We start from the raw sequence: 13,486 nt of genomic DNA, 5'->3' as shown, positions 1-13,486 counted from the left end.
CTTCAGCGGGCGTAGCTGTCGATCAGGGTCTTGCCTTCGGGCCCGGCCTTCTCCTGCCATTCTTTGAGCATGGTCTGCCCCACCTTCTGCAGGTCGGCCTTGAGCTGGGGCGAGGGCGGCGCCACCGTCATGCCGCGCGCCCTGAGCGTGTTCAACGTGTCGGTGTTGACCTTCTGCGATTCGGCCCAGCCGCGCGTCTCGGCATCGGCGGCGGCTTTCAGCAGCGCGTCCTGCGAGGGCTTGTCGAGCGCGTCGAAGGCCTTCTTGTTGGCGAACACCGCGTTCTTGGGCAGCCAGGCCTGCACGTCGTAATAGAACTTCAGGTGTTCATAGAGTTTGCTGTCCACGCCGGTGGCGCCGGAGGTCATGTTGGTCTCGACCACGCCGGTGGCCAGGGCCTGCGACAGCTCGGCCGCCTGCACCGTGACCGGCTGCGCACCCACCAGTTCGGCGATGCGTGCGGTGGCCGGACTGTAGGCGCGCCACTTGCTGCCCTTGAGGTCGGCCGCGCTGTTGATCGGCGTCTTGCTGTACAGGCCTTGCGGCGGCCAGGCCACGGCGTAGAGCAGCACCATGCCCTGGTCGGCGAACTTCTTTTCCAGCAGCGGCTTCTGCGCCTTGTAGAGCTTCTGCGCCGCGTCGTAGCTGTCGGCCAGGAAGGGCAGGCCGTCGGCGCCGAACAGCTGCCACTCGTTCTGGAAGTTGGCCATCAGGATCTCGCCGATCTGGGCCTGCCCACCCTGCACCGCGCGCTTGATCTCGGGCGCCTTGAACAGCGAGGCACCGGCGTGCACCGTGATCTTGAGCTTGCCGCCGCTGGCCTTGTCCACGTCGTCGGCGAAGGCCATCAGGTTGACGGTGTGGAAGTTGGACGCCGGATAGGCCGCGGGCAGATCCCACTTGGTCTGGGCCAGGGCGGGCAGGCTCATGGACATGGCAGCAGCGGCCACGGACAGGCTGAACAGGCGACGTTTCATGGTGAGACTCCGGTTGATGGCAAGGGCGGGGGGATGCGGCGAATGCGGCGAATTTGGCAGGCTGACTCTATCGACCGGTGAATCCGGTGTGATCGGTACTTTCCCTCGACGCCGACAAAGTGTTGGCAAATCGTTGACGTAAAGCCTAGACTTCAGCGCACCGAAACGACGCAGACTTTTCCCCATGGCCCGTACCAAAGCAAGTGCCAAGCCAGCCGCGAAGAAGCGGTCCACGGGCGCCCCGATCGTGTCGTCCGCCCACCTGGTTTCCCCGCACAGCGCCGAGATGAGCGAGTTCGAGTTCGGCCTCATCGTGGCCGGCAATGCCTTTCACCGCTGGGTCGTGCACTGCATGAGTGCCGCCGGCCTGAAGGACCTGACGGCGCTGGACGTGCTGGTGCTGCACCACGTGACGCACCGCGCCCGCAACAAGCGCCTGGCCGACATCGCTTTCATCATGAACGTGGAGGACACCCACCTGGTGAACTACGCGCTGAAGAAGCTGCAGGGCCTGGGCATGGTGGAGTCGAGCAAGAACGGCAAGGACGTGACCTACGCATCGACCGAAACCGGCAAGGGCCACGTGACGCGTTACCGCGAGATCCGCGAGACCTGCCTGATCGACGCGCTGCAGGCCGACGACGCACTCAACCACGACATCGGCCAGCTCGCGCGCCTGCTGCGTGTGCTCTCCGGCATGTACGACCAGGCGGCGCGCAGCGCGGCGTCGCTGTGAATCACCCTCGCATCGGGCCTCTTGAACGCTTCAACTTTTGAACGCTTGAAGAAATATGCGCTTGCGCTTTGCCGACTTTGGAGTTTCGAACGATGTTGTCTCCTGACAAACGCTGGCAGTTCTGGATCGACCGCGGCGGCACCTTCACCGACATCGTGGCCCGGCGGCCCGATGGCACGCTGGTGACGCACAAGCTGCTGTCGGACAACCCCGAGCAGTACCGCGACGCGGCGGTGGCCGGCATCCGTCACCTGCTGGGCCTCAAGCCCGGCGAACCGGTGACACCCGAGCAGGTGGCGTGCGTGAAGATGGGCACCACGGTGGCAACCAACGCCCTGCTGGAGCGCAAGGGCGAACCCACACTGCTGGTGACCACACGCGGCTTCCGCGATGCGCTGCGCATCGCCTACCAGAACCGCCCGCGCCTGTTCGACCGCCACATCGTATTGCCCGAGCTGCTGTACAGCGAGGTGATCGAGGCGCAGGAGCGCATGGGCGCGCACGGCGAGGTGTTGCAGCCGCTGGACGAAACGCAGCTGCGCGCCGACCTGCTGGCGGCGCACGGCCGCGGCCTGCGCAGTGTGGCCATCGTGTTCATGCATGCCTACCGCTTCACCGCACACGAGCAGGCGGCCGCACGCATCGCGCGCGAGGTGGGCTTCACGCAGGTCAGCACCTCGCACGAAATCAGCCCGATGATGAAGTTCGTCAGCCGGGGTGACACCACGGTGGTTGACGCCTACCTCTCGCCCATCTTGCGCCGCTATGTGGAGCAGGTGGCCGGCGAGATGCCCGGTGTGCGGCTGTTCTTCATGCAGTCTTCGGGCGGCCTCACCGATGCCCATGCCTTCCAGGGCAAGGACGCGATCCTGTCCGGCCCGGCGGGTGGCATCGTCGGCATGGCGCGCACCGCGGGCCTGGCAGGGCATGCCAAAGTGATCGGCTTCGACATGGGCGGTACCTCCACCGACGTGTCGCACTACGCCGGCGAGTTCGAGCGCGAGTTCGAAACCCAGGTGGCCGGCGTACGGATGCGTGCGCCGATGATGAGCATCCACACCGTGGCAGCCGGCGGAGGCTCCGTGCTGGCGTTCGACGGCGCGCGCTTTCGTGTCGGCCCCGAGAGCGCGGGCGCGAACCCGGGCCCGGCGAGTTACCGCCGGGGCGGCCCGCTGGCCGTGACCGACGCCAATGTGATGACCGGCAAGATCCAGCCCGACCACTTTCCGCGCGTGTTCGGCCCGCAGGCCAACGAGGCCTTGAGCCTGGACGCCGTGCAGGCGAAGTTCGCCGAGCTGGCGGTGCAGACCGGGCGGCCCGCCGAAGACGTGGCCGAGGGCTTCATCCACATCGCCGTGCAGCAGATGGCGAACGCCATCAAGAAGATCTCGGTGGCGCGCGGGTACGACGTCACGCGCTACACGCTGCAGTGTTTCGGCGGCGCCGGCGGGCAGCACGCCTGCCTGGTGGCCGACGCGCTGGGCATGACGCGCGTCTTCGTGCACCCGCTGGCCGGGGTGCTCAGCGCCTATGGCATGGGGCTGGCAGACCAGAACGTGATCCGCGAGCAGGCCATCGAACGGCCTTTGTCGGCCGCCTCGCTGCCCACCGTGAGCGCGGCGCTCGACACCCTGGCCGACGCCGCACAGGCCGAGCTGCAGCGCCAGCAGGTGAACGCGGGTGCGGCCACGGTGCACCGCCGCGTGCACGTGCGCTACGAGGGCAGCGATGCCGCCCTGGTCGTGCCCTTCGGAGACCTCGCGGCGGTGGAGGCCGGTTTTGAAGCCGCGTACCGCCAGCGCTTCGCCTTCCTGATGCAGGGCAAGCGCCTGGTGGTGGAGGCGGTGTCGGTGGAAGCCGTGCTGGCCGGTGACGCACCGGCCGAGCCGCGCCTGCCGATGCACGAGGCGCGCGAACTGCCGCGGCGCGGCACGGTGCGCATGTACTGCGAAGGACAGTGGCGCGACGCCGCGCTGGTGGTGCGGGAAGACCTGCGCCCGGGCGATGTGATCCCGGGCCCGGCCATCATCGCCGAGAAGAACGCCACCACCGTCGTCGAGCCCGGCTGGGAAGCGGTGCTGACCGCGCTGGACCACCTGGTGCTGGACCGCCGCGTGCCACGCACCGTCACCTACGCCGTGGGCACCACGGTGGACCCGGTGCTGCTGGAGGTCTTCAACAACCTGTTCATGAACATCGCCGAGCAGATGGGCCTGCAACTGCAGAACACGGCGTACTCGGTCAACATCAAGGAGCGGCTCGATTTTTCCTGTGCGCTGTTCGACGCCGAAGGCAACCTGATCGCCAACGCGCCGCACATGCCGGTACACCTGGGCTCCATGGGCGAGAGCATCAAGACCGTGATCCGCGAGAACGCCGGCCGCATGCAGCCGGGTGATGTCTACGTGCTCAACGACCCGTACCACGGCGGCACGCACCTGCCCGACGTGACCGTGATCACACCGGTGTACCTGGGCAGCCAGCCCACGTTCTATGTGGGTTCGCGCGGCCACCATGCCGACATCGGCGGCACCACGCCGGGCTCCATGCCGCCGTTCTCCACGCGCATCGAAGAAGAGGGCGTGCAGATCAACAACGTGAAGCTGGTCGACCGTGGCGTGCTGCGCGAGGCCGAGATGATCGCGCTGCTGAGTGGTCACGCCGTCGCCGGGCCGCCCCAAGACGGCGTAGCCCCCTCGGGGGGCAGCGAACCACGCGCAGAGGGGAGCGTGGGGGCCAGGTACCCTTCACGCAACCCGCAGCAGAACATGGCCGACCTGAAGGCGCAGATCGCCGCCAACGAGAAGGGTGTGCAGGAGCTGCGCAAGATGGTCGAGCAGTTCGGGCTCGACGTGGTGCAGGCCTACATGCGCCACGTGCAGGACAACGCCGAAGAGTCGGTGCGGCGCGTGATCACGCGCCTGAAAGACGGGCAGTTCACGCTGCCGCTGGACAACGGCGCGCAGATCCAGGTGGCGGTGCGGGTGAACGCGGCAGAACGCAGCGCCGAGATCGATTTCAGCGGCACGTCCGAGCAGCAGAGCAACAACTTCAACGCGCCCACGGCGGTCTGCATGGCGGCGGTGCTGTACGTGTTCCGCTCGCTGGTGGACGACGACATCCCGCTCAACGCCGGCTGCCTCAAGCCGCTGAAGGTGATCATCCCGCCAGGCTCCATGCTCAACCCGAACCCGCCCGCGTCGGTGGTGGCGGGCAACGTGGAAACCTCCAGCTGCATCACCAACGCGCTCTACGGCGCGCTCGGTGTGATGGCGGCCAGCCAGTGCACCATGAACAACTTCACCTTCGGCAACGCCGCCCACCAGTACTACGAAACCATCTCGGGTGGCAGCGGCGCGGGGGAGGGCTTCGACGGCACGAGCGTGGTGCAGACCCACATGACGAACTCGCGCCTGACCGACCCCGAGGTGCTGGAGTTCCGCTTCCCGGTGCGGCTGGAGAGTTACGAGATCCGCGCCGGTTCGGGCGGGGCGGGGCGCTGGCATGGCGGCCACGGCGGCGTGCGCCGCGTGCGCTTCCTCGAACCCATGACCGCCAGCATCCTTTCCAACGGGCGCGTGCACCCCGCCTTCGGCATGGCCGGTGGTGAAGCCGGGCAGGTTGGCATCAACCGCGTGCAACGCGCCGACGGCAGCATGGAGGCACTGGGCCACATCGGCCAGGCCGAGATGCGGCCGGGCGATATCTTCGAGATCCACACGCCGGGGGGTGGGGGGTACGGCAAGGCGTAGTGCCGACGTCGATGAGTTGCTTCAGCGCCCGAAGTCAGCGGCATGTGCCACGGTGAGCGCTGCCAGGCAACTTGACGGTGCGGCGTGTCTTGTTCCAGAACACCGCGGCATTGGCTTTACCAGGCCGCCGGTGTTGCCCCCTTGAGGGGGTGATGCGCCGCCAGCGCGGCGCGGGGGTGGGTCAGAGTTCTTCCACCCGGCGCGCCGGGTAACTGTCCCAGGTCTGGCAACCCGGGCACTGCCAGAAGTGCTGGCGCGCCTCGAAGCCGCAGGCCGCGCAGCGGTAGCGCTGCAGCGGTGCGCTGGCCTGCTCCAGCGCCCGGTTCACGCTGATCTGCGCGACCGGGTTGGAGAGGGTCTCGCCCGCGAGCCATTGCGTGGTGATGACCAGCGACGGTTCCCGTTCCAGGTGGCTGAGGTAACGCGCGCGCTGCGCTTCGGTGTCGCTGCTCAGGCTGGCCAGGGCCTCGGTGATGTCGATGGCGGGTGCGCGTTCGTGGCTGGCCTGCAGCAGCGTGATCGCCTCGGCCTGGCGGCCCGTCTGGCGGGCGAGCTCGGCCAGCGCACGCGCGGCCAGCGGCAGGTTCTGGGGCGCGTGCTGGTTCAGCTTCAGCAGGGCATCGAAGGCGCCCTGTGCATCGCCGCCCTGCGCCTTGAGCACCGACAGGGCCATCCAGCCGCGCGCCAGTTGCGGCGCGCGTTGCACCGCGTCGTTGAGCAACTGCATGGCCTTGGCGCTGTCGCCAGCGCGCTGGGCCAGTTCGGCCTCTTCGCAGAGGTAGTGCGCCAGGCGTGTGGCAAAGCTGCCTTGTTCGGCGCTTTCCAGCCGCTGTGCGATCTGCTGCGCCTGCGGCCAGTCGCGCGAGCGTTCGTAGATGCCGAGCAGGGCCAGCAGGGCCTCGGCTTCGAAGTCCGAGCCCTGCAGTTTCTGCAGGGCCGATTCGGCGCGGTCGAGCAGGCCGGCCTTGAGGAAGTCCAGCGCCAGCGCATGCTGGGCACGGTCGCGGTCCTTGCGGCCGATGTCGGCGCGCGAGAGCAGGTGCTCGTGCACGCGCACGGCACGGTCGTAGTCGCCGCGGCGGCGGAACAGGTTGCCGAGCGCGAAGTGCAGCTCGGCGGTGTCGGGGTCACCCTGCACCGCTTCGATGAAGGCGTCGATGGCCTGGTCCTGCTGTTCGTTGAGCAGGTGGTTGAGACCGCGGAAGTAGGCCTTGGGCGCCTGGCGGCTTTCGATGCGCCACTGCCGCAGATCAAAGCGCGAAGCACCCCAGCCCAGGGCAAAGGCGATGGGCAGGCCCCAGAGCAGCCAGGTGAAATCAAAGTCCATGTCGGCGGTCGATCGGCTCAAGTGTGGCCTGGGTGCTTTCAACACCAAAAGCCGTGTTGCCCATCATGGAGGCCGAAGCCTGCTGGCGGCGCGAGCGGCGCGCGCGCAGCCACAGCGGCAGCATCACCGCGACGCCCAGGAACACGCCCAGCACCAGGGCGACCAGGATGACCAGCACCAGCGGCGCCTGCCAGCTGGCGCCGAAGAAGAGGTGCAAGGTCACGCTGTCCTGGTTGTTCAGGGCGAAGGCGAACAGCACAAAAAAAATGGCTGCGTTGAGCAGCCACATCAGGTATTTCACGGCGTCCCCTTTGTGGTGGGACGATTGTAGCGAGCAGGGCCCGCCTCAAGGATTCCCGGATGCCTCGCGGCCCAGGATCTCGGCGGTCTTCTTGTCCACCGCTTCGCGCAGGGCCTTGCCCGGCTTGAAATGGGGAACCCGCTTTTCCGGAATCATCACGCTCTCGCCCGAACGCGGGTTGCGCCCGATGCGGGGAGAGCGGCGGTTCACCGAGAAGCTGCCAAAGCCACGGATCTCGATGCGGTGACCCTTGACCAAGGCTTCGCCCATGGCGTCCAGGATCGCCTTGACGGCGAACTCGGCGTCGCGGTGGGTGAGCTGGCCGAATCGGTTGGCCAGTGCTTCAACGAGGTCGCTGCGGGTCATGTGTTCGAGATTGGGTCATTGGAGGACCGGCCTCCGGAAGAAGGCCTGCCCTCGCGGGCAGGTGGCTTCTATGCGGAGGCCGGACCGGTTTCGCTTCAGTTCTGGTTGTTGTCCAGCTTGGCACGCAGCAGGGCGCCCAGGCTGGTGGTGCCGGCGTTTTCGCGCGAAGACTGCTGGCTCAGGCTGGCCATGGCTTCTTGCTGGTCGGCGGCGTCCTTGGCCTTGATCGACAGCTGGATGTTGCGGGTCTTGCGATCCACGTTCACCACCACGGCGTTGACTTCGTCGCCTTCCTTCAGCACGTTGCGCGCGTCTTCCACGCGGTCACGGCTGATTTCGCTGGCGCGCAGGTAACCCAGCACGTCTTCACCCAGGTCGATCTCGGCGCCCTTGGCGTCCACGGTCTTGACCTTGCCGGTCACGATGGAGCCCTTGTCGTTCACCGACACGAAGGTGGTGAACGGGTCGCCGTCGAGCTGCTTGATGCCCAGCGAGATGCGTTCGCGTTCGACGTCGATGGCCAGCACGATGGCTTCGACTTCCTGGCCCTTCTTGTAGTTGCGAACCGCGGCTTCGCCGGCTTCGTTCCACGAGAGGTCGGACAGGTGCACCAGGCCGTCGATACCGGCAGCCAGACCGACGAACACGCCGAAGTCGGTGATCGACTTGATCGGGCCCTTGACGCGGTCGCCGCGCTTGGTTTGTTCGGCGAACTCGTGCCAGGGGTTGGCACGGCATTGCTTCATGCCCAGCGAGATGCGGCGCTTGTCTTCGTCGATGTCGAGCACCATGACTTCGACTTCGTCGCCCAGCGACACCAGCTTGGACGGGGCCACGTTCTTGTTGGTCCAGTCCATTTCGGAAACGTGCACCAGGCCTTCGATGCCGGGCTCGAGTTCCACGAACGCGCCGTAGTCGGCGATGTTGGTGATCTTGCCGAACATGCGGGTGCTTTGCGGGTAGCGGCGCGAAACGCCCATCCACGGATCGTCACCCATTTGCTTCAGGCCCAGCGAGACGCGGTGCTTCTCGGTGTCGAACTTGAGGATCTTGGCGGTGATTTCCTGGCCGGCGGTGACCACTTCGCTCGGGTGGCGAACACGGCGCCATGCCATGTCGGTGATGTGCAGCAGGCCGTCGATGCCGCCGAGGTCCACGAACGCACCGTATTCGGTGATGTTCTTGACCACGCCGTGCACGATGGCGCCTTCCTTCAGGGTGTCCATCAGCTTGGCGCGTTCTTCGCCCATGGAGGCTTCCACGACAGCGCGGCGGCTCAGCACCACGTTGTTGCGCTTGCGGTCCAGCTTGATGACCTTGAATTCCAGGGTCTTGTTTTCGTACGGGGTCAGGTCCTTGGTCGGACGGCTGTCGACCAGCGAGCCCGGCAGGAAGGCGCTGATGCCGTTGACCATGACCTTGAGGCCGCCCTTGACCTTGCTGGAGGTCGTGCCGGTGACGAATTCGCCCGACTCGAGCGCTTTTTCCAGCGACATCCAGGAGGCGAGGCGCTTGGCCTTGTCGCGCGACAGCAGGGTGTCACCGAAGCCGTTTTCCACGGAGTCGATGGCGACGGAGACGAAGTCACCGACCTGCACTTCGAGTTCGCCCTGGTCGTTCTTGAACTCGGCCAGCGGCACGTAGGCTTCCGACTTCAGACCGGCGTTGACCACCACGTGGCTGTGCTCGATGCGAACGACTTCAGCGGTGATGACTTCGCCCGAGCGCATTTCGGCGCGTTTCAGGGACTCTTCGAATAGGGCGGCAAAAGATTCAGACATTGAATTTCCTAGAACCACTCAGCGTCGGTGCAACAACCACGGGGGATGTGGCTGAAACGGATGCGACGTGTGGGCGGCGTTGACGTTGCGGTGCGAAACACCGCGGGGTTAAGTGAAAGAACCATCGGGCCTGCGGGCTGGGAGCGCCCGGCGGTGCCGTCTGGGCCATCAGGTGTGTGCTCAGTTGCCCGAGAACACGGTTTTTGCCTGCCACCAGGTCAACACCTGCTGCACCGATTGCTCGATGTCCATGCCGGAGTTGTCCAGTTGCAAAGCGCCTTCAGCGGGCATGAGCGGTGAGTGAATGCGGGAACTGTCCCTCAAATCACGCGCCTTCAGGTCTGCCAAAAGGTTGTCGATGTTAGCAGCGATTCCCTTTGAAATCAATTGCTTATGGCGGCGAATGGCGCGCTGCTCGGCGCTGGCGGTGAGGAACACCTTGAGCGCGGCGTCGGGAAAGATCACCGTGCCCATGTCGCGGCCGTCGGCCACCAGGCCGGGCAGGCGCCGAAAGCCGTGTTGCAGCGCCAGCAGGGCCTGGCGCACCTCGGGCACGGCGGACACGCGCGAGGCGGCCATGCCGGCGGCTTCGGTGCGCAGGCTGTCGGTCACGTCCAGGCGGTCCAGCAGGGTGCGGTCGCCCTTGAAACGCACCCGCAGGCCGGCGGCCAGCTCGCCCAGGCGCCGGGCCTGCGCGGGTTCCTTCAGGTCCTGCTCCGCGGTGGACAGGCCGGCCCTCTCGGCCGCCAGGCCCACCAGGCGGTACAGCATGCCGGAGTCGAGCAGGTGGTAACCCAGTTGCGCGGCCACCTCCGCCGACAACGTGCCCTTGCCGGACGCGGTGGGGCCGTCGACGCAGATCACCGGGATGTCCGGCGTGGGCGTGGCGCAGACGCCGAACAGGCATTCAAAGTAGTCGGGGAAGGTTTTGGCGACGCACTTGGGGTCTTCGATGCGCACCGGCTGTCGGGCCGGGTTGAAGGCGGCGAGCGAGAAACACATGGCGACGCGGTGATCGTCGTAGGTGTGAATGCTGGCGGCGCGCCAGTCGTGAACGCGCGCGGGCGGCGTGATGCGGATGTAGTCCTCACCTTCCTCGATCACCGCGCCGAGCTTGCGCCCTTCCTTGGCCATGGCCGCGATGCGGTCGGTTTCCTTGACGCGCCAGCTGGCGATGTTGCGCAGCGTGGTCGTGCCGTCGGCGTACAAGGCCATCACGGCCAGCGTCATCGCGGCGTCGGGAATGTGGTTGCAGTCGAGGTCGATCGCCTTGAGCGGCCAGGCGCCGCGCTGGATGTGCAGGCGGTTGGCTTCGCCGGTGATACGCGCACCCATGAGGCGGGCGGCCTCCACGAAACGGATGTCGCCCTGAATCGACGACAGGCCCACGCCCTCGATGGTGATGCCCTCGGTGCCAGGCGTGGCCGGCGCGATGGCGCCCAGCGCGATGAAATAGCTGGCGGACGAGGCATCTCCTTCGACCGCAATGCGTCCGGGCGAGCGGTACTGGCTGCTGCGGGGGATGGTGAAACGCTGCCAGCCGTCGCGCTGCACCGTGACGCCAAAGCGCTCCAGCAGGTTGAGCGTGATCTCGATGTAGGGCCGGGAGATCAGCTCGCCGACGACCTCGATGACCACGTCCTGCTCCTGCGCCACGAGCGGCAACGCCAGCAGCAGCGCGGTGAGGAACTGGCTGGACACGTCGCCACGCACCTTGATGGCCTCGTCCAGTTGCAGTGCGTGCACCCGCCGGTCACCCAGGCGCAAGGGCGGGAAGCCTTCGTTGAGCAGGCAGTCCACCGGGCAGCCCAGCTGTCGCAAGGCATCCACCAGGTCACCGATGGGGCGCTCGTGCATGCGCGCCACGCCGCTCAGTTCGAACGAACCACCGTGGCGCGCGGCCAGCAGAGCCAGCGAGGCGGTCAGCGGGCGCATGGCGGTGCCGGCGTTGCCCAGGAACAGCTTGCCTTGCGGCACGGGCAGCTGGCCGCCCAGGCCGTGCACACGCAGCGCGCCGTCGGCCTGCGGTTCGATGCGGCAGCCGAGCTGGGCCAGTGCTTCGAGCATCACCCGCGTGTCATCCGAGTCGAGCAGGTCGGTGATGTCGGTGTGGCCCACGCTCAGGGCGGCCAGCAGCAGCACGCGGTTGGAGATGCTCTTGGAGCCGGGCAGGCGAACAGTGCCGCCTGCGCTGGTCAGCGGAGGGATGTCGAGATGGGGGATGTCAAACATGCACGAAAGAAAAGGCGTGGCGCTCGGGGCGGCACTCAGCTACGGGGCTTGACGGCGGACATGCGCCAGCGCGCGCGTGCGCTGCTGGCTTGTTCGATCAGGGTTTCGAGCGCGTCCGGATTGCCGGCGTTGATGGCGGTCTCCAGCGCCTGCAGGGCGCGCTGGAAGTGGCGCGACTGCGCCAGCAGTTCTTCGCGGTTGGACATCAGGATGTCGCGCCACACGGCCGGATCGCTGGCGGCGATGCGGGTGAAGTCGCGAAAGCCCGGACCTGCCAGCGAGAGGAAGTCCTGGCCGTTGGGTTGGGCCTGGATGGCGTTCATGAGGGCGAACGCGACCATGTGCGGCAGGTGGCTGACCGCGCCATAGGCCGCGTCGTGTGCCTCGGGCGACATCTGCTTGACGTGGCAGCCGAGTGCGGTCCAGAGTTGCGCCGCCTTGTCCAGTTGTTCCGTCAGGGTGCGCTCGATGGGCGTCAAGATGACCTGGCGGCCTTGGTACAGATCGGCGTCGGCATGTTCGACCCCGGCCACTTCCTTGCCCGTGATCGGGTGCGCCGGCACGAACACGCCCACCTGGTCCTTGAGCACGCGCCGCGCGGCGTCGATCACCTCGCGCTTGGTCGAGCCCACGTCCATGATCAGCACGTTGCCGCGCACCAGGTGGCGGATGGCCTTGAAGGTGGCTTCGGTCGCGGCCACCGGCACGGCCAGCAGGACCAGATCCGCGCCCGACACGGCCAGCAGGGCCGAGGGTGCTTCCACATCGATGACGCCGAGCTGGCGCGCACGTTCGGTGGTGGAGGGGGATTTGCTGTAGCCGACGACGCGCTTGACCAGGCCGGCGCGTTTGAGCGCCAGCGCGAAGGAGCCGCCCATCAGGCCGCAGCCGATCAAGCCCAGTTGTTCAAACATCATTCGGTCACCGGGTAAGCGCCCAGCACCTTGTAGAAAGCGCACAGGCCCTGAAGCTCTTGCAGGGCGGCAGCCACATTGGGCTGGGAAGGATGGCCGGCGAGGTCGATGTAGAAGTAGTACTCCCACTGCCCGGACTTGGCCGGACGCGATTCGAACCGCGTCATGGACACGCCGTTGTTCTTCAGGGGCACCAGCAGGTCGTGCACGGCACCCGGTCGGTTCGGCACCGACACCACCAGGCTCGTGCAGTCGCGCCCGGAAGCCGGGGGCATGGCCAGCGTCTGCGGCAGGGTGATGACGGCGAAACGCGTGCGGTTGTAGGCCTCGTCCTGGATGGCATGCGCCACGATGTGCAGGCCGAATTGCGCCGCTGCGCGTTCGCTCGCCAGGCCGGCCCAGGCCGGGTTCTCGGCCGCCAGCCGCGCACCTTCGGCGTTGCTGGAGACCGCGCGCCGCTCGGCGTTGGGCAGGTGTTGTGTCAGCCAGTTCTGGCACTGCGCCAGGGCCTGCGGGTGCGCCATCACGACCTCGATGCCATCGAGGTGGTTGAGCTGGCGCAGCAGGTTGTGACGGATCAGCAGGCTGACCTCACCCACCACGTGCACCGGCGAGCGCAGGAACAGATCGAGCGAGCGCGCCACCACGCCTTCGGTGGAGTTTTCCATGCCGACCACGCCGAACTGGGCCGTGCCGGCCGCGGTGGCGTGGAAGACTTCGTCGAAGTTCGCGCAGTAGATCAGGTTGGCGGCGCCGCCAAAGAACTCGATGGCCGCCTGTTCGCAGAAGGTGCCTTGCGGGCCGAGCACGGCCACGCGTTGCGGCGCTTCGAGCGCCTGGCAGGCTGACATGATTTCGCGCCAGATCGAACCCACGTGCTGGTTCAGCAGCGGGCCCTTGTTGGCGCTCTGGATCTTTTCAATCACCTGCGCCACGCGGTCCGGGCGGAAGAAGGGCGAGCCTTCGGCGCGCTTGATGTCGCCGACCTGTTCGGCCACGCGCGCGCGCTGGTTCAGCAGGGCCAGCAGTTGCTGGTCCAGCGCATCGATCTGCACACGTAGCGCACCCAGGGCGTCGGACTGTGAGGGAAGGGTCATGGG

The 13,486-nt window shown here is 67.0% G+C and carries 10 protein-coding genes; 2 read left to right on the top strand and 8 right to left on the bottom strand.

The window, feature by feature from the left end:
• Positions 1 to 2: 2 nt before the first annotated feature.
• A complete protein-coding gene (locus HPA01S_RS13970; RefSeq protein ID WP_066271051.1) occupies positions 3 to 977 on the bottom strand; it encodes a TRAP transporter substrate-binding protein in 975 nt (324 codons plus the stop codon).
• A gap of 184 nt (positions 978 to 1,161) precedes the next feature.
• Between HPA01S_RS13970 and HPA01S_RS13965 the strand changes: the two genes are divergently transcribed.
• Positions 1,162 to 1,713 carry a winged helix DNA-binding protein gene (locus HPA01S_RS13965; RefSeq protein WP_066271049.1) on the top strand — a complete coding sequence of 184 codons (552 nt, stop codon included), beginning with the start codon at positions 1,162 to 1,164 and terminating at the stop codon, positions 1,711 to 1,713.
• A 92-nt stretch (positions 1,714 to 1,805) separates the two neighbouring features.
• Complete coding sequence (locus tag HPA01S_RS13960; RefSeq protein WP_066271047.1) at positions 1,806 to 5,465, top strand: hydantoinase B/oxoprolinase family protein; 3,660 nt, start codon at positions 1,806 to 1,808, stop codon at positions 5,463 to 5,465.
• 181 nt (positions 5,466 to 5,646) lie between these two features.
• Here the strand turns inward: HPA01S_RS13960 and lapB are convergent, their stop codons facing one another.
• From lapB to pheA, 7 genes are all read right to left on the bottom strand, one after another.
• Complete coding sequence (lapB, locus tag HPA01S_RS13955) at positions 5,647 to 6,792, bottom strand: lipopolysaccharide assembly protein LapB (RefSeq protein ID WP_066271041.1); 1,146 nt, start codon at positions 6,790 to 6,792, stop codon at positions 5,647 to 5,649.
• The gene (locus tag HPA01S_RS13950; RefSeq protein ID WP_084360685.1) at positions 6,782 to 7,093 is read right to left on the bottom strand and encodes a lipopolysaccharide assembly protein LapA domain-containing protein; all 312 of its coding nucleotides are present in this window, start codon (positions 7,091 to 7,093) and stop codon (positions 6,782 to 6,784) included. The genes lapB and HPA01S_RS13950 overlap by 11 nt, the downstream gene beginning before the upstream one ends.
• A 45-nt stretch (positions 7,094 to 7,138) precedes the next feature.
• On the bottom strand, positions 7,139 to 7,459 hold the full coding sequence (locus HPA01S_RS13945) for an integration host factor subunit beta (RefSeq protein ID WP_066271039.1): 321 nt from the start codon (positions 7,457 to 7,459) through the stop codon (positions 7,139 to 7,141).
• A 95-nt stretch (positions 7,460 to 7,554) separates the two neighbouring features.
• Positions 7,555 to 9,240 (bottom strand): 30S ribosomal protein S1, encoded by a 1,686-nt coding sequence (rpsA, locus tag HPA01S_RS13940; RefSeq protein ID WP_066271037.1) that lies wholly within the window; start codon positions 9,238 to 9,240, stop codon positions 7,555 to 7,557.
• A 180-nt stretch (positions 9,241 to 9,420) separates the two neighbouring features.
• Positions 9,421 to 11,472, bottom strand: a complete 2,052-nt coding sequence (locus tag HPA01S_RS13935; protein WP_066271035.1) for a bifunctional 3-phosphoshikimate 1-carboxyvinyltransferase/cytidylate kinase — start codon at positions 11,470 to 11,472, stop codon at positions 9,421 to 9,423.
• A gap of 35 nt (positions 11,473 to 11,507) precedes the next feature.
• On the bottom strand, positions 11,508 to 12,386 hold the full coding sequence (locus HPA01S_RS13930) for a prephenate dehydrogenase (RefSeq protein ID WP_066271109.1): 879 nt from the start codon (positions 12,384 to 12,386) through the stop codon (positions 11,508 to 11,510).
• A complete protein-coding gene (gene pheA, locus HPA01S_RS13925) occupies positions 12,386 to 13,483 on the bottom strand; it encodes a prephenate dehydratase (RefSeq protein ID WP_066271034.1) in 1,098 nt (365 codons plus the stop codon). Before pheA ends, HPA01S_RS13930 begins: the two co-directional genes overlap by 1 nt.
• Positions 13,484 to 13,486 lie beyond the last annotated feature (3 nt).

It is taken from the genome of Hydrogenophaga palleronii NBRC 102513, from assembly GCF_001571225.1.
Taxonomy (GTDB): domain Bacteria; phylum Pseudomonadota; class Gammaproteobacteria; order Burkholderiales; family Burkholderiaceae_C; genus Hydrogenophaga; species Hydrogenophaga palleronii.
The sequence above is the reverse complement of the archived record's forward strand: the minus strand, read 5'-3'. Positions and strand labels throughout refer to the sequence as shown.